Annotated in this window: 19 protein-coding genes; 7 read left to right on the top strand and 12 right to left on the bottom strand. The window is 64.2% G+C overall.

The window, feature by feature from the left end:
* Positions 1–13: 13 nt before the first annotated feature.
* The 8 genes from ACEN98_RS30970 to queE all read right to left on the bottom strand — a co-directional run bounded on the left by ACEN98_RS30970 (position 14) and on the right by queE (position 6,835).
* Positions 14–1,615 carry an ABC-F family ATPase gene (locus ACEN98_RS30970; RefSeq protein ID WP_413388627.1) on the bottom strand — a complete coding sequence of 534 codons (1,602 nt, stop codon included), beginning with the start codon at positions 1,613–1,615 and terminating at the stop codon, positions 14–16.
* A 417-nt stretch (positions 1,616–2,032) separates the two neighbouring features.
* The gene (locus ACEN98_RS30975; RefSeq protein ID WP_413388628.1) at positions 2,033–2,416 is read right to left on the bottom strand and encodes a hypothetical protein; all 384 of its coding nucleotides are present in this window, start codon (positions 2,414–2,416) and stop codon (positions 2,033–2,035) included.
* A 203-nt stretch (positions 2,417–2,619) separates the two neighbouring features.
* Entirely contained in the window at positions 2,620–3,024 is a 405-nt protein-coding gene (locus ACEN98_RS30980; protein WP_413388629.1) for a hypothetical protein, read from the bottom strand.
* A 325-nt stretch (positions 3,025–3,349) separates the two neighbouring features.
* Entirely contained in the window at positions 3,350–4,267 is a 918-nt protein-coding gene (gene ldcA, locus ACEN98_RS30985; protein ID WP_413388630.1) for a muramoyltetrapeptide carboxypeptidase, read from the bottom strand.
* Positions 4,264–5,190, bottom strand: a complete 927-nt coding sequence (locus ACEN98_RS30990) for an alpha/beta fold hydrolase (protein ID WP_413388632.1) — start codon at positions 5,188–5,190, stop codon at positions 4,264–4,266. The genes ldcA and ACEN98_RS30990 overlap by 4 nt, the downstream gene beginning before the upstream one ends.
* A gap of 87 nt (positions 5,191–5,277) precedes the next feature.
* Positions 5,278–5,754: a tRNA adenosine(34) deaminase TadA gene (gene tadA, locus ACEN98_RS30995; protein ID WP_413340804.1), complete on the bottom strand. Its 477-nt coding sequence runs from the start codon at positions 5,752–5,754 to the stop codon at positions 5,278–5,280.
* Positions 5,747–6,193, bottom strand: a complete 447-nt coding sequence (gene queD / locus ACEN98_RS31000) for a 6-carboxytetrahydropterin synthase QueD (RefSeq protein ID WP_413388633.1) — start codon at positions 6,191–6,193, stop codon at positions 5,747–5,749. Before queD ends, tadA begins: the two co-directional genes overlap by 8 nt.
* A 6-nt stretch (positions 6,194–6,199) precedes the next feature.
* Positions 6,200–6,835: a 7-carboxy-7-deazaguanine synthase gene (gene queE, locus ACEN98_RS31005; RefSeq protein ID WP_413388635.1), complete on the bottom strand. Its 636-nt coding sequence runs from the start codon at positions 6,833–6,835 to the stop codon at positions 6,200–6,202.
* A 198-nt stretch (positions 6,836–7,033) separates the two neighbouring features.
* Between queE and ACEN98_RS31010 the strand changes: the two genes are divergently transcribed.
* Together ACEN98_RS31010 and ACEN98_RS31015 are read left to right on the top strand one after the other, a co-directional pair.
* On the top strand, positions 7,034–7,519 hold the full coding sequence (locus ACEN98_RS31010) for a hypothetical protein (protein WP_413388637.1): 486 nt from the start codon (positions 7,034–7,036) through the stop codon (positions 7,517–7,519).
* A 104-nt stretch (positions 7,520–7,623) separates the two neighbouring features.
* Positions 7,624–8,607: a diguanylate cyclase gene (locus ACEN98_RS31015; RefSeq protein WP_413388639.1), complete on the top strand. Its 984-nt coding sequence runs from the start codon at positions 7,624–7,626 to the stop codon at positions 8,605–8,607.
* 85 nt (positions 8,608–8,692) lie between these two features.
* On the opposite strand, the gene ACEN98_RS31020 is transcribed toward ACEN98_RS31015, so the two are convergent.
* Positions 8,693–10,903, bottom strand: a complete 2,211-nt coding sequence (locus tag ACEN98_RS31020; RefSeq protein ID WP_413388640.1) for a hypothetical protein — start codon at positions 10,901–10,903, stop codon at positions 8,693–8,695.
* Here ACEN98_RS31020 and ACEN98_RS31025 point away from each other — a divergent pair.
* Positions 10,902–11,093, top strand: coding sequence for a hypothetical protein (locus ACEN98_RS31025; protein WP_413340816.1), 192 nt, complete (start codon positions 10,902–10,904; stop codon positions 11,091–11,093). The genes ACEN98_RS31020 and ACEN98_RS31025 overlap by 2 nt on opposite strands.
* An 87-nt stretch (positions 11,094–11,180) precedes the next feature.
* Here ACEN98_RS31025 and ACEN98_RS31030 read toward each other — a convergent pair whose 3' ends face one another.
* Both ACEN98_RS31030 and ACEN98_RS31035 read right to left on the bottom strand, forming a co-directional pair.
* Positions 11,181–11,429 (bottom strand): hypothetical protein, encoded by a 249-nt coding sequence (locus ACEN98_RS31030; RefSeq protein ID WP_413388642.1) that lies wholly within the window; start codon positions 11,427–11,429, stop codon positions 11,181–11,183.
* A 7-nt stretch (positions 11,430–11,436) separates the two neighbouring features.
* The gene (locus ACEN98_RS31035; RefSeq protein WP_413388644.1) at positions 11,437–12,276 is read right to left on the bottom strand and encodes a DNA/RNA non-specific endonuclease; all 840 of its coding nucleotides are present in this window, start codon (positions 12,274–12,276) and stop codon (positions 11,437–11,439) included.
* A 173-nt stretch (positions 12,277–12,449) separates the two neighbouring features.
* On the opposite strand from ACEN98_RS31035, the gene ACEN98_RS31040 reads away from it, so the two are divergent.
* From ACEN98_RS31040 to ACEN98_RS31055, 4 genes are all read left to right on the top strand, one after another.
* Positions 12,450–12,836: a hypothetical protein gene (locus ACEN98_RS31040; protein WP_413340821.1), complete on the top strand. Its 387-nt coding sequence runs from the start codon at positions 12,450–12,452 to the stop codon at positions 12,834–12,836.
* Positions 12,833–13,093, top strand: coding sequence for a DUF5985 family protein (locus tag ACEN98_RS31045; RefSeq protein WP_413388646.1), 261 nt, complete (start codon positions 12,833–12,835; stop codon positions 13,091–13,093). The genes ACEN98_RS31040 and ACEN98_RS31045 overlap by 4 nt, the downstream gene beginning before the upstream one ends.
* A gap of 1 nt (position 13,094) precedes the next feature.
* Positions 13,095–13,367 carry a DUF5985 family protein gene (locus ACEN98_RS31050; RefSeq protein WP_413388648.1) on the top strand — a complete coding sequence of 91 codons (273 nt, stop codon included), beginning with the start codon at positions 13,095–13,097 and terminating at the stop codon, positions 13,365–13,367.
* A gap of 63 nt (positions 13,368–13,430) precedes the next feature.
* On the top strand, positions 13,431–13,640 hold the full coding sequence (locus ACEN98_RS31055) for a hypothetical protein (protein ID WP_413388650.1): 210 nt from the start codon (positions 13,431–13,433) through the stop codon (positions 13,638–13,640).
* On the opposite strand, the gene ACEN98_RS31060 is transcribed toward ACEN98_RS31055, so the two are convergent.
* Positions 13,630–14,463 (bottom strand): phytanoyl-CoA dioxygenase family protein, encoded by an 834-nt coding sequence (locus ACEN98_RS31060; protein WP_413388652.1) that lies wholly within the window; start codon positions 14,461–14,463, stop codon positions 13,630–13,632. The genes ACEN98_RS31055 and ACEN98_RS31060 overlap by 11 nt on opposite strands.
* Positions 14,464–14,503 lie beyond the last annotated feature (40 nt).

Consider the following 14,503-nt stretch of genomic DNA (forward strand, 5'->3'; position numbering starts at 1 on the left):
CGCGTCACAAAAATCAATCCAGACCCTGGCTCTTCAGGTAATCCTCGTAATTGCCATGGAAGTCGATGATGCGGTCTTCCTTGATCTCCAGGATACGGGTCGCCAGCGACGACACGAACTCGCGGTCGTGCGACACGAAGATGAGGGTGCCTGCGTATTTATCCAGCGCGATGTTCAGCGACTCGATCGATTCCATGTCCATGTGGTTCGTCGGCTCGTCGAGCAGCAGGACATTGTGACGGCCCAGCATCAGCTTGCCGTACATCATGCGGCCCTTCTCGCCACCGGACAGCACGCGCACGGACTTCTTGACCTCGTCGCCGCCGAACAGCAGGCGGCCCAGGATCGAGCGCACGGCCTGGTCGTCGTCGCCTTCCTTCGTCCACTTGCCCATCCAGTCGGTCAGGTTCAGGTCGGTGGCGAATTCTTCCGTCGGATCCTGCGGCATGTAGCCCGGATTCGCATTCTCGGCCCACTTCACGCGGCCGGTGTCGGCGTCGAGACCCGTGATCGGGGCGCTGCCGATACAACGCAGCAACGTGGTCTTGCCGGCGCCGTTGGCACCGATGATCGCGATGCGCTCGCCGGCCTCGACCATGATCGAGAAATTCTTGAACAGCTGGCGGTCGTACGATTTCGACAGGCCTTCCGTCTCGACGGCCAGGCGGTGCAGTTTCTTCTCGCCTTCGAAGCGGACGAACGGATAGGCGCGCGAGGACGGCTTGAATTCCTCGATCTTGATCTTGTCGATCATCTTGGCGCGCGACGTGGCCTGGCGGGCCTTGGACTTGTTCGCGGAGAAGCGGCGCACGAAGTCCTGCAGCTCGGCGACCTTCTCTTTCGCCTTCGCATTGTTGGCCAGCTGCTGGTTGCGGGCCTGCGTCGACGCTTCCATGTAGTCGTCGTAGTTACCCGGATAGACCTTCAGCGTGCCGTAGTCCATGTCGGCGACGTGCGTGCAGACCGAGTTCAGGAAGTGGCGGTCGTGCGAGATGATGATCATCGTCGAGTTCCGCTGGTTCAACATGTCGGCCAGCCAGCTGATGGTGTGGATGTCCAGGTTGTTGGTCGGTTCGTCGAGCAGCAGGATGTCCGGATCCGAGAACAGGGCCTGCGCCAGCAGCACGCGCAGCTTCCAGCCCGGCGCCACGGCGCTCATCGGGCCCTGGTGCAGGTCGGTGGCGATGCCCAGGCCCAGCAGCAGTTCGCCGGCGCGCGCTTCGGCCGAGTAGCCGTCGTATTCGGCGACCTTGCCTTCGAGCTCGGCCGCTTTCATGTAGTCCTCGTCGGTCGCTTCCGGATTCGCGTAGATGGCGTCGCGTTCGCGGATGGCTTCCCACAGTTCCGTGTGGCCCATCATGACGACGTCGAGGACGCGCACGTCTTCGTAGGCGAACTGGTCCTGGCGGAGCTTGCCGAGGCGTTCGTGCGGGTCGAGGCTGACGTTGCCGGCGGACGGCTCGAGGTCGCCACCGAGGATCTTCATGAAGGTCGACTTGCCGCAGCCGTTGGCGCCGATGAGGCCATAACGGTTACCGTCGCCGAACTTGACGGAAATATTTTCGAACAGCGGCTTGGCGCCGAACTGCATCGTGATGTTGGCTGTACTTAACATTAGTACCTGTCTATTTCTTTAGGAGAATCAACGGCTTAATGCCGAAACAACCATTATACAACACCACCATAACCCGCTGTATGAACCGATGAAAAACAATGGGCGTCGAGCCAAGTCGAGGAAACGCGCGCGGCGACATGCCGAGGTGAACAGTGTGGGGAATCGAAGTGTGGCTGCCAGCCTTGCGCTGACAGCCTGGGGCCGAACTGTGGCTACTACAATAACGCGATATGGTCCGAGACCCCGACAGTGGTCACTGGAACGTGATTTTCCGTGCCCGTGGCGCTATACACGTCGTGTGCCGCCAACGTCCCGACATTGGTATCGTTTGCTTTCGTTGCCGCGAGATAGTCTGTATCGGAGGTCGGGCTGATCGACCCTGGATTCTGCCAGTAGCCGCCCCTCTTTTTCCGCCACTTAGGGGAACATCGGGCAGCTTGATATCGCCGCCACCATTCGACCCGCCCCGCTCCCGCCCGTCGAGTCACCGCCACCGCCCGACGCCTGGCCGAAGCCGTTTTGAGCCTGGATTACCTTGATGGTTTCCCAGTATAAAATAACGTCATTTAAGCCGGGAGAGAATCCGTCGAACTTGAATGGTTCAAGCTGCATGCACGCCGCGAGTGTGGAAAGGACAGCATTACTGTTGTGCCCGCCAAATGAATCGAGTGCCATGTAGTCATAATTCGCTTTATATATTTCGACACTGCACTGGATGGCTGCACTCCACATTTTATCCTGGATGACTGCCTTGTCGCCGATAGCCACGACCCGCTGAAGCGTTTCAGGATTGATCTCCATCCCATATTCGGTGGTAAAAACGATCTTGCCTCCGATGCCAGTCGCGGACGGAACCCCATCCTTGAACTGCAGTCCGTTCAGTTGTCCAATGACTCTTCCGGAGTCGTCCTTCAGGATATAAAATAGTGAAGTCCCACCTGTCCAATTCCAAGTACTTCGGTCTTGATTGGATTTGCGGCCTGAATAATCTGCATCTTTTCTACCTAGTAATTTTCGCGTTTTGTCGTGCTCGCGATTTCTATCGCGTTTCGACGAATCTTTGCAGCAATATGGATGGTAAGTTTGTACCTTTCGGTGCGCGAAGCATCCGGGCTCATGATCGTGGTTTTGGCGGAGCCATCATATGTGCAGTCCGCAGGCGGCGTCGGGACATAAGTGAAGCCCAATTGCTCGAGTTTCCCGCGTGGGTCGGGCATTGCAAGGATGTCCGGCTTGTTGACGAGCTGACCGACCGCATAATCGATACCGACACTGCTGGTAAAGGCGGAATATCGAAGCGTTTTTGCTACCTCGCTATCGCCGAGTCCTGAATAATCCGCCGTGGCGACGGGGTCCAATGCGCATGCAGTCAGTAGCGCGAGCATGGGCGTATATTTGAGAATCTTCATTCGTAACCTGATCCGTAGCGTCCAATAATGAGATGGTTAAGTTTTGACGTCCTCCCGGAATAAATGTAAATCGTGACGCAATGCTGATTGAAGTTCACGATTGCATCATTCTAGTAGGCAAAACACGTAACATTCTAGCCAAATGTTACTTTTGTTAAATTCTTTTATGCGCCATGAGAAGCTACCTTGGTCCGCTTGGGCGAGCGGACGCGGCCTGCCGAGACCCCTGGAAATTCGAGGCCATTGCAGTGGGCATATAGCAAGGAGTGGGTACGACGAATGCCCAAGCTGTGTTGGGCAGGATCTCTCTGTCGGGTGACCTGCGTCAGGCGGCCGAGAGCGTCGGGTAATCGGACATCTTCAGCGACCAACGGTCGCCATCGCACTGCAAATGCCCCTGCGCCCCGAACGGAATCGTCACGTGGCGCGCGATGTGGCCGAATTCCAGCCCCGTCAGTACCGGCACGGGCAAGGTCGCGCGGACATACGCCAGCATTTCGTCGAAGTCGTAGCCGTTGTCGTTCGCGCCGAGCCGGTAGCCGGAGAAATCGCCCAGCACGATGGCGCGCTGCTTGTCCAGCACGCCGGCCTGCAACAGCTGCAGCAGCATGCGCTCCACGCGGAACGGGTGCTCCGCGATGTCCTCCAGGAACAGGATGCCGCCGTCGATGCACGGGAAGTACGGCGTGCCCATCAGCGACATGACCATCGCCAGGTTGCCGCCCCAGACGATGCCCGTCGCGTCGAGGCGCGGGTTGGCCGCGCCGTGGCCGGAGATCGTGTGCGTGGGACCGGCCAGGCAATGCCAGAAATCGTTCAGCGTGAATTCGTTCGGCTCGGTCGTGCCCACGTCGGCCGTGAACATGGGCCCGGCGTAGCTGATGGCGCCCGTCTTCGCGTACAGCGCCATGTGGAATGCCGTGACGTCGGAGTATCCGACGAAGATCTTGCCGCTGGCGGCCATGCGTTCGAAGTCGATGTGCGGCAGCAGGCGCGTCATGCCGTAGGCGCCGCGGATGGCCATGACGACCTGCACGTCCGGGTCGGCGGCCGCCGCTTCCAGCTGGGCGAGGCGTTCCGCGTCCGTGGCCCCGAAGCGCTGGTGGCGCTCTTCGTGCTTGTAATAATTGTGGACCAGGATGCCCTGGGCTTCGAGGCGCGCGATGCCGCGCGGGATCGCTTCCGGCTCGGGCGCGTAGCTGCCCGGCGCGATGAGGGCAATGCCCGGTTTTGGGATGGTCACTGTTTGACGAAGAGCCTTGGTGTCGAGTCGGGCGCCATCTTACCGTGCGCATGGGCGTCGATCAAGGCGAGGAGCCGCTCCAGCAGCTGCGGCGGCAGGTCGTGTCCCATGCCCTCGATGACTTCGAGGCGGGCGCCGGGAATCGCCTGCGCCGTGGCGACGCCGCACGCGAGCGGCACGAGCGGATCGGCCGCGCCGTGGATCACGAGCGTCGGCGCGACGATCGTCTGCAACTGCGGCGTGCGGTCGCCGCAGGCCGTCACGGCCAGCATCTGGCGCACGACGCCCCCCGGGCAGCAGTTGCGGCGCAGCGCGCGGGCGACGCGGCGGCGCAGGTGTTTTTCCGGCGTCGGATACGCCGGGCTGCCGATCGCTTGCAGGAGCTGCACGTTGTACTCGATCGCCGCGTCGATGTCGCCGGCGCCCCGCGGACGGCGCAGCAGCGCGCGGCGGGCCACTTGCGTCGGGCCCGGCAGGCCGCGGCGGCCGCTGCTGGACATGATCGACGTGAGGCTGAGCACGCGCGACGGGTACTTGGCCGCCATCAGCTGTCCGACCATGCCGCCCATCGACATGCCGACGACGTGGGCGCGGGCGACGCCCAGCGCGGACAGCACGCCGATCGCATCGTCGGCCATGTCTTCCAGGCGATACGGCGGTTTGAGCGGGATGCGCAGCAGCGACTTCAGCCAGGCGAGCCCGAGGCTGGGCGTGCCGGCGTGTTCGAACTTGGTGGACAGGCCGCTGTCGCGATTATCGAAACGGATCACGTAAAAGCCCAGCTCGACGAGGCCTTCGACGAATTCGTCCGGCCAGGCCGTCAATTGCAGGCCGAGGCCCGAAACCAGCAGCAGGGGTACGGATTTCGGATCGCCCGCCGTGTCGAAGGCGATGCGGATCCCGTTGGCGTTCAGGCTAGGCATTGTCGATAGCTGGGTCGTGAAATCCTCCGCTACCGGGAAGCAGCGAAGGCCTGGGACCAGCATATCATTTTTGGCAAACGGGTGGTGTCAGCCTTGCGTGCGCCGGGCGGCACGCCGCTCGGCGAAGAACCCCTTGAGCATGGCGCTCGCTTCGTCGGCCAGCACGCCGCCGACGACGTCCGTGTGGTGATTCAACTGCTCCAGCGCGAACAGGTCGAGGATCGAGCCGCACACGCCCGTCTTGGGATCGGGCGCCGCGTACACGACGCGGGCCAGGCGCGCGTGCATCATCGCGCCCGAGCACATCGCGCAGGGTTCGAGCGTCACGTACAGCTCGCAGCCAGGCAGCCGGTAGTTGCCGAGCTTGTCCGCCGCCGCGCGCAGGGCGACGATTTCCGCGTGCGCGGTCGGGTCATGGCGGCCGATCGGCTGGTTGAAGCCGGTGGCGATGATCGCGCCGTCGCGCACGACGACGGCGCCCACGGGCACCTCGCCCGCCGCCCAGGCCTTGCGGGCCTCCTGCAGGGCCAGGCCCATGTACGTATTGTCGTCCGCTTCAGGCATCCGTGATTTCGGCCCAGCAGTTCGGGGTCTCGTGCAGCACGAGCTTTTGCAGGCGCAGGCCGGTGCCGTAGCGGTCGGTGTAGGCCGCCTTCAGGATGTTCCATGCCACCTGCGCGAGGTTTTCCACGGTCGGGATCCGGTCGATCACGACCGTCTTGTGATTCGGCAGGCTGGCGAGGAAGCCGCGCACGGACTCGTCCTTCTCGTACACGAGGAAGGCGTGGTCCCAGACGTCGACGAGGTGCGCTTTCGCGAGTGCCTTGATGTCCGAGAAATCCATGATCATGCCGTTGTCGGAATTGCCTTCGACGTCGATGACGGCGCCCGTCAGCGTGATTTCCAGCGTATAGCGGTGGCCGTGCAGGTTGCGGCACTGGCTTTTATGGTCGGGGATGCGGTGGCCGGCGTCGAATTCCAGCTTGCGGGTAATGGTCAGCATGTGTGCTCAGGGGATGTTCAGGAGTTTATGGGTCTGGAGGCTGAGCTTCCACTTCGGGTTGCGGCGGCACGTGTCGATGGCCAGTTGCGTGTTGAACTGGGCCAGCGGGCCGTCCATCGGCTGCACGAAGAAGTTGTCGAAATCCAGGTGTTCGTACGCGGCCAGGTCCTGGCCCGTCTGCGGGATGACGACCTTGAGCTCGTTGCCCTTTGCGACCACCAGTGTCGAGCCCATCTTCGGGCTCACGCAGGTCCAGTCGACGCCCGGCGGCACCGGCAAGGTGCCGTTCGTCTCGATGGCGATCGTGAATCCGACGGCGTGCATCGCGTCGATCAGGGCCGCGTCCAGCTGCAGCAGCGGCTCGCCGCCCGTGAAGACGACGTATTTGCTGGCCAGATAGGTCTCCGGCCACAACCCATTGATTTCCGCGGCGAGGCTCGCGGCATCCTTGAATTTGCCGCCCCGTTCGCCGTCGGTGCCGACGAAATCCGTGTCGCAGAACTGGCAGACGGCCGTGGAACGGTCCGCTTCGCGGCCCGTCCACAGGTTGCAGCCCGAAAAGCGGCAGAACACGGCCGGGCGGCCCGCATGGGCGCCCTCGCCCTGCAGGGTGTAGAAGATCTCTTTGATGCTGTAAGTCACAGTAAAAATCCGGTAAGGCTCGCGTCAACCTTCCATTATACCGCGCCCCGGCCGGGTGGCAGAAGAGGCGCATTTCCCACGCATGGTGCTGTAAAGACGGCAAAATTGATGGTGAGCAAAAACGTGCCATTCGGAAAGTCGTACCTTTGGATACGGAAAGTTCCTAATCAAGTCGTCCTAGTCCTCGCCGGAGGGATCGTGATGAAAACCTTGCTGCTCCAGTCGCTGCGTGTCACGCTCGGGGCCCTGCTGTTGCTCACCGCGTGGTTCGGCCTGTCCGAACACGCCCGCATGCTCGCGGTGCCGGAGCGGCTGCAACTGGGTGTGCTGGTGCTCGTCGCGTTGTCCGTGCTGTTTGCCGTGCTGTTCCGGCGCGTGCACAGCGAGGACCAGATCGCGCGCCTGGAAGCCGCGCTGTGCCGGGAACAGAAGGCCCGCAGCCAGGCCGACCAGGCGCTGGCCGAGTCCGATATGCTGCTGGGGCGGCTGACGGGTGGCCCGGACGGCCGCCGCGGCAACCTCGACCCGCTCGCGCAACTGGTGGCCATCCAGACCGAGCTGCTGCAGGTGCGCCGCCAGTACGCGCTGGAAGATCCGCTCCTCGCGTCGCGCATCGATCTATTGTGCACCCGGGTCGACCGGGTCGCCCAGGCGATCGTCACCCACGCCGACGAGCCGGGGTAACAGCCCCGTCCACCCTTGCTGAAAATCAAGGGGGCGCCATTGTCTGTAGCGCACAATCGGTTCTCGTCAGCAAGTAATTGCTAATCAGAACCGAAGGACGGTACATGACAAGCACAACAACAATACAGCGGCTCATGGATGCCTCGGGCGCGCCGGCCGATCGCGCTTTCGCCCACCAGTTGATGGAGACGCTGGCCATTCCCATTTTCGTCCTCGACACGACATCCCGCGTGATGCTGTGGAACCGCGCCTGCGAGCGGCTGACGGGCGTGCCCGCGCGCGACATCATCGGTACGCGCGACCACTGGCGCAGCTTTTTCGAGGAGCGCCGCCCCACCCTCGCCGACCTCCTGATCGAAGAACGCGCCGGCGAAGCGCACCGGCCCCGCATCGGCCTGCCCGAGGATCCGCACCTGTCCGCCGAAAGCTGGTGCGACATGCCGCGCATGGGCCGCCGGCGCTACCTGGCTGCGGACGCGAGCCCGATCTACGACGAACGCGGCCGGCTGGCCGCCGTCGTGGAGACGCTGCGCGACATGACGGATGAAAAGCTGGCCCAGATCGCGCTCGAACAACTCGCCACGCGCGACGGCCTCACGGGCCTGGCTAACCGCCGCTGCTTCGACGAGACGCTGCACGCCGAATGGGCGCGCGCGCTGCGCCAGCGCCAGCCGCTGTCGCTGCTGATGGTGGATGTGGACAATTTTAAGGCGTATAACGACGCGAATGGCCACTTGGGCGGCGACGAATGCCTGAAACGGATCGCCACGGCCGTCGCCAGCGAAATGCGCGCCAACGACCTCGTGGCGCGCTATGGCGGCGAGGAATTCGCCGTGATCCTGCCGAACCAGTCACTGAAGGGCGCCGCGACCGTCGCCGAACGCATCCGCGCCCGCGTCGAACAATTGCAAGTCCCCAACCGCCTGGCGCCGGGACAGCACGTGACCGTGTCGATCGGCGCGGCCACCGCGATCGCCACGCCCGACAACAGCGCCAGCGAACTGGTCGCCATTGCCGATGCGGCGCTGTACCGGGCCAAGCATATGGGACGGAACCGGATCAGCTTGCCCCTCACCGAACTGGCATAAGCCACGTCGTTCCCGCGCAGGCGGGAATCCCTGCCGAGTGTCTCGTTCAACCCGGCATGGGTCCCCGCCTCCGCGGGAGCGACGGTCAGCCGATGGTCGCCCTGTCCCATCCGTGCCGCACCGCGGCCTTCATCTTCTCCCAGGTCGACGCGCCATCCTTGCCGTAGCGCGTATCCCAGTCGGCCCGCAGGTCGTTCTCGACGTCCGACCAGTCGCGGTTGCGATAGCGGACGTCATTGCGCATCTCGGCGCCGTAGCGATAGGCCGGGGCCAGGTCGTCGTAGCTCGTCCCGCTCGGCTTGTACGTGTTCGTCCAGTGCGTGCGGTAGTGGCTGTCGTCGTCCGTGGACGTCGTCTCGCCCGTCATGCTTTCCCAGCCGTGGCGGACGGCCGCCTTGATGCGTTCCCACGCGGACGGTTCGTTGTCCGTGCCGTACCTGCTGTGCCAGTCCTTCTTGAGGTCGTGCTCGACGTCGTCCCAGTCGCGGTCGCGATAGGTGCCGCTGCTGCGCATCTCGTTGCCGTAGCGATAGGCCGGTGCGACGTCGTTGAAGTCCGTGCCGCTGGCGGCGTAGGTCGACTCGTAATGCGTGTGGTAGTAGGTCGAGTCGTCGTCCATGTCCGGGGTGATCTTGTCCCAGCCATGGCGCACGGCGTCCTTGAACTTCTCCCACGTCGACCCGCCCGTCGTGTAGCGCGAGTCCCAGTCGGATTTCAGGTCGGATTGCACGTCGTCCCAGTGGCGGCTGCGGTATTTCTGCAGGCGGCGCGCTTCGTTGCCGTAGCGGTAGGCCGGCAGGTAGTCGTCGTAGTTGTCGTCCGCGTTCGAGTACCGCGCGTTCCAGTGGCTGCGGTAATAGCTGTCGTTATCGATGTCCGGGGTGATCTTGTCCCAACCGCGGCGCACGGCGGCCTTGAATTTCTCCCACGTGGACTCGCCCGGATGACGCGATTCCCAGTCGCTGCGCAGGTCCGACTCCACCTCGTCCCACGAGCGGTCGCGGTATCTGGCGCTCGAACGCATCTCCGTGCCGTAGCGGTAGGCCGGCTCGTAGTCGGCGTAGCCGCCGCCCAGGCTCGAATAATTGTCGTGCCAGTCCGAGTGGTACCAGTCGTCCGTGTTCAGGTCCGGGGTGATCCTGTCCCAGCCATGGCGCACGGCCGCCTTGAATTTCTCCCACGTCGACTCGCCCGGATGGCGCGCTTCCCAGTCGGTGCGCAGGTCCGGCTCCACCTCGTCCCACGCGCGGTCGCGGTAAGTCGCGTCGCGCCGCATGTCGCTGCCGTAGCGGTATGCGGGTGCATAGTCGTCGTAGCTGCCGCCCAGGCTCGAGTAATTGTCGTTCCAGTGGCTGCGGTAGGTATCGTCGTACGTATCGCTCATGCCGCCGTCATGCGAGAACACGCGCACGTTGCCGCGCGAGACGGAGCTTCCCGTATCGCGCTGCATGGAGCTGCCGACGCGGGCCGTGCCGCCCAGCGACGTGTCGTCCGAGCCGGGAATCGATGCGGTGCCCTGCAGCGTGGCGCCGCTCTGGTTCAGCGAACCGCTCTGCGCCGACTGCAGCGACGAGGAGGTGGCCGGGTTCTGCGCCGAGCTCTGGGTGCCGCTCAGCGTGTTGCCGCCGATGGCGCTGTCCATCGATCCGCCCGACTGCTCCGAGGCGCCCAGCGGCTCCTCGTAGGTCTGCCCTTTCGGGACCGGATCGTTGATGTTCTGCGTGGCGAAGAAGTTGCGGTCGTCGTGGCCCGTGAACTGCAGCGAACCCGGTTCCGTGCCCGGGGGCGTGCCCTGGTACGAGCCGGACGAGGCGGAACCCGATCCGGGGCTGCCCGACTGCGCGGACATGCTGCCCGATTGCCGCATCGCGGACGCCGCGCCTCCGGGGACGCCCGCGCCGCCCGGCTCGCGCGTCCACTCGTCGTGGTGCTCGTCGATGTCGACGGGGCCGAAGCGCTCGATGATGTCGGCGGCGCGTTCGACTTCCGGCTCGGAGTCCGTCGTCAGGGTCAGGACGTGATGGCCGCGCGTGACGGCGTACGAGTACTTCATCGCGTGTTCGTTCGTGTCGGATCCGAACAGGCCCGTGAAGAAGTGCTTGATCGAGGCGCCGAAGCCTTCCTCGCGTTCGCCCTCCAGCAACTCGTTGTCGCCGGTGACGCTGTTCGACTGGCCGGTGGGGTCGGCGCTCGAGAGGCTCGCATCGGTGCGCGGGAAGCCCGACGCCAGCAATTCGTCCAGGGCGCTTTGTGCGTCGCTTCGGTTGTCGAAGACTGCTACCAGGGTGTGTCGCATGATGTTCCTCCGCTGTATTGGTGAAGAAGACACCGGCTTCCGCGAAGCGCGCCACGCCGACCTGCTCGCCTCCGAGCACGACGTTTTCCGCGTGGAGCTCCTCACGCCGGTTCCTTGTCGAGACTACTCCAAAGCGGCCGCGTTGCGCGCACCATTGACCGGCTACAACTCATGCGTATCGCACCCATGAAAAACGGGCCGTGTGGCCCGCGTTTCGTCCATGTTATCCATGGGTTCAGTGAGCACGCGCACCGACCGGCACGCGGCAATCCGGCTGTCAGCCGAACGGATTGGCGACCGTTTTCACGTCGGGCGGCGGCAGCCGGTCCGGCAGGTCGCGCGCTTCCAGGCCGGCGACGATGCGGCCCAGCAGGTCGTGCAGCAGGCGCGCCCTGGCCAGGCCGTCCTTGTCGGCCGTGAGGTCGACGTCGCCCGCCACCGTGACCCGGTCGAGCCGGTTCTCGAGCGTCAGGTTGCCGATCTCGACGACGTCGGCCTCGTTCTCGTAGGGTGCAAACTTGGTCATAAGGTTCCTATTTACGGTTGCGGGACGGCTTGACGCGCACTTCCGGCAGCGCCAGCACGCGTTCCTTCTCGGCGTCGGACAGCGCGGGCAGCAGGTTGATGCCGATGATGCGCTCGAGCTCCGGGATCGGGATCACGTTCGCCTTCGCATCCGCCGCGTTCTCGACGAGCCACGCGGCCCCGGCGCGCTGGCGCGGGCTGTACACGAGTTTATACAAATGGGTCGGCACGAGCACGTTGCCGATCTTCTTCAGGTCGGCGCCGAGGAAGGCCGGCCCCGTCACCACGTACAGGTCGCCCTCCTTCTTCGCCATCTTGCGCACGGCGCCTTCGATGCCGGCCCACAGGTTGCGGTTGTTCGCGCCGTCCTGCGGGACGATGTTGGCGAGGCTGAAGCTGTCGCGCTGGCTGTCGCGGTCCGGCATGTCGCCGTTCGGGGCCATGTGGCCGCGGTCGTAGCCGCTGCGCGAGTAGTCCGATAACTCCGCGCGCTGGCCGGCCGGCAGGCGCGCTTCGGAATGGAACGAGTTTTCGCGCGACAAATCCTGCGCCGCCGCGATATTCTCTGCCTGCAGGTGTTCCGCCGACCACAGCGGCGTGCGTGTGATCCCCGAGTGCAGCACGCTGAACACGTTGAAGCACAGGGTTTCCGTCTTGTTGTCGAGCTTGGGATTCGTGATGCGCGGCGCCTGGCCGGCCACGAAATGGTCGTCGCAGGATTGCGGTTGCGGGGCGCGCGCTTCCGTCTGGACGCGGGCCGGGGCCGGGTTCGTGGACTCGCGCTTGCACGCGCCGAGGGATAACAGCGATGCCAGCACGAGCGCCGGCGTGACAAACTTCTTGAACATGATGAAAAGACAAATCAACGATCGCGCTATTTTAGCCGACGCGCGCTTGCGCTTCCTCAGGGGTTTCCTGTGTGCATAGCCGCGCACGCTTGAAATCTACCTGCATTTCCGAAAAGAATGCTATACAATCCCAATTTCAAAAAGCTAAGTATATTTGTCCAAATTAAATGGCGATGGATAATTCCTCCATACCCGAGGACCTCCGACGCTTCGTGCTGACCAGCATCCCCTCGGTCCCTTTCCTGGAAGCGCTGTTGCTGATGCGCGCCAATCCGGACTACGCCTGGCGCCGCGATACGCTGGCGCGGCGGCTGTACGTGCGCGAAAAGACGGCGGAAGACCTGCTCGCCGACCTGTGCACGGCCAGGATCGCTGTGCCGTGCGAGGAAGCCGGGGCCTACCGCTATGGCCCGGCCGATGCCGGCCTGCGCGAACGGATCGACCGCCTGGCCGATGCGTATGCGACGCACCTCGTCGAAGTCACCCACCTGATCCACTCTTCACTCGACCGCAAGGCCCAGCAATTTGCGGACGCGTTCAAATGGCGTAAGGATTCATGATGGCGATTACCATCTATTCGCTGTGTACATTGACGTCGCTGGCGTGCGCCTGGCTGCTGCTGGGCAGCTATCGGCGCACCGGCCACCGGCTGCTGTTCTGGAGCGGCGCCTCGTTCGCCGCACTGACCGTGAACAACGTGTTCCTCATGCTGGACAAGGTCGTGTTCCCGGATATCTACCTGCTCCCCGTGCGCCAGGTGTCGGCCCTGGTGGCCATGCTTCTGCTGCTGTACGGCCTCATCTACGAGAAAGAATGACATGAGCAACCTGATTTCCGGCGCCATCGTCATGGCTTCCTTCGTGATCGCGCTGTTCTTCCTGCGCTTCTGGCGCAACTCGCGCGACCGTTTCTTCCTGTACTTCTCCCTGTCGTTCGGCATCGAGGGCGTGCACCGCATCGTGTCGGCGCTGACGTTCGACGAGGCCGAGGACACGCCCCTGCACTACCTCGTGCGCCTGCTGGCGTATGGGCTCATCCTGTGGGCGATCCTGGAAAAGAACCTGCCCGCGCGCCGCCGCGACGGCAAGTAGCGTGCGCCGCGGCCGCCCTTCCCCGCGCCATAATCGGCCCGACACCACTATCGGGAGGACGCCATGACAGGACAGGACAAACGCAAGGATCAAAGCGCCCAGCGCGCCGATCCGGGCCAGCAGCAGCGCGCCGAAAACCGCTCGGAGTCTCTGTTGCCAGGGGACGATGCCGGCGACGGCCGCTACGACGTGGCCGAGGAAGTGAACCTCGACCAGCAGTCGGACCAGCTGCGCCGCGTCGGCAAGCCGCCGCAGGACATCCCTAAACCGTAAGCCCCATCTTCAGGCCCTCGATCGCGTGGGCCTGTTCGATGTGTTCCAGCGCCGGCACGATGCGGCAGCGCAAGTGGTCGCGCACCTCGGCCGGCAGCGCATCCCAATAGGCCTGCGTCACCTGCAAGTCGTGCTTGTCGGCGTTGCGGCCGTCCGGCGCATCCACGCCCAGCACGAGCACGGGACGCGACTGCTGGCTGCGGTTCGCCGTGCCGCGGTGGATCGTCAGGGCCGAACGGGCCGAGATGTCCCCGACTTTCGGCAGCTTGCGCTGGGCGCGCGCCTCGTAGCGCGGGTACAGCGACTTGTCGGGAAACATGAGGTCGCCGCCGGCGAGGTCGTCCCATTGCGTGCCGGGTGCGATCTCGAATGGGCCGATCTCTTCCGTCACATCCACCGTCGTGAGGTTGAAGGCGAGCGAATTCAGGCGGCGCCCGACCAGCGTTTCCGGCGGCGACGGAAAGTCGCGGTGCCACGGCTGGTGCATGGCGCCCGGGAACGGGATGTCGAAGCCGACCTCCACGATCTTGTAGTCCGGCCCCAGCACGGCCCGGCACACGGCGACGACCCACGGGTGCGTCGCCAGCTCGGCGAAGCCGCGCAGCCGTTCCGGATGCACCTCGACGTAATAGCGGCACGGGCCGCGTTCGAGGGCGCCGTTCGGACGCGCACGCGCCTCGGCGAACAGGGTTTCGATGTCTTCCTTCAGTTGCGCTACCCACGCGGCGCTGAAGGCGCCCTTGCAGGCGATGATGCCGTCGCCGTACAGGCCGCCCATGATGGCGCCCACGTCGTAGCCGGCGCTCTCGTTCGATGCTTGCATGCTGATCTCCTCGCTAGACCTCGGCCATCCTACCGGCGAT

Origin of the sequence: Massilia sp. CT11-137 (assembly GCF_047302885.1) — a bacterium.
GTDB classification, from domain to species: domain Bacteria; phylum Pseudomonadota; class Gammaproteobacteria; order Burkholderiales; family Burkholderiaceae_D; genus Telluria; species Telluria orientalis.

Bases quoted from the DNA above. Each gene is read 5' to 3' on its own strand.
- ACEN98_RS30970 (WP_413388627.1), bottom strand. From the start codon at position 1,615: ATGTTAAGTACAGCCAACATCACGATGCAGTTCGGCGCCAAGCCGCTG.
- ACEN98_RS30975 (WP_413388628.1), bottom strand. From the start codon at position 2,416: ATGGAGATCAATCCTGAAACGCTTCAGCGGGTCGTGGCTATCGGCGAC.
- ACEN98_RS30980 (WP_413388629.1), bottom strand. From the start codon at position 3,024: ATGAAGATTCTCAAATATACGCCCATGCTCGCGCTACTGACTGCATGC.
- ACEN98_RS30990 (WP_413388632.1), bottom strand. From the start codon at position 5,190: ATGCCTAGCCTGAACGCCAACGGGATCCGCATCGCCTTCGACACGGCG.
- tadA (WP_413340804.1), bottom strand. From the start codon at position 5,754: ATGCCTGAAGCGGACGACAATACGTACATGGGCCTGGCCCTGCAGGAG.
- queD (WP_413388633.1), bottom strand. From the start codon at position 6,193: ATGCTGACCATTACCCGCAAGCTGGAATTCGACGCCGGCCACCGCATC.
- ACEN98_RS31015 (WP_413388639.1), top strand. From the start codon at position 7,624: ATGACAAGCACAACAACAATACAGCGGCTCATGGATGCCTCGGGCGCG.
- ACEN98_RS31025 (WP_413340816.1), top strand. From the start codon at position 10,902: ATGATGTTCCTCCGCTGTATTGGTGAAGAAGACACCGGCTTCCGCGAA.
- ACEN98_RS31020 (WP_413388640.1), bottom strand. From the start codon at position 10,903: ATGCGACACACCCTGGTAGCAGTCTTCGACAACCGAAGCGACGCACAA.
- ACEN98_RS31030 (WP_413388642.1), bottom strand. From the start codon at position 11,429: ATGACCAAGTTTGCACCCTACGAGAACGAGGCCGACGTCGTCGAGATC.
- ACEN98_RS31035 (WP_413388644.1), bottom strand. From the start codon at position 12,276: ATGTTCAAGAAGTTTGTCACGCCGGCGCTCGTGCTGGCATCGCTGTTA.
- ACEN98_RS31040 (WP_413340821.1), top strand. From the start codon at position 12,450: ATGGATAATTCCTCCATACCCGAGGACCTCCGACGCTTCGTGCTGACC.
- ACEN98_RS31045 (WP_413388646.1), top strand. From the start codon at position 12,833: ATGATGGCGATTACCATCTATTCGCTGTGTACATTGACGTCGCTGGCG.
- ACEN98_RS31050 (WP_413388648.1), top strand. From the start codon at position 13,095: ATGAGCAACCTGATTTCCGGCGCCATCGTCATGGCTTCCTTCGTGATC.
- ACEN98_RS31055 (WP_413388650.1), top strand. From the start codon at position 13,431: ATGACAGGACAGGACAAACGCAAGGATCAAAGCGCCCAGCGCGCCGAT.
- ACEN98_RS31060 (WP_413388652.1), bottom strand. From the start codon at position 14,463: ATGCAAGCATCGAACGAGAGCGCCGGCTACGACGTGGGCGCCATCATG.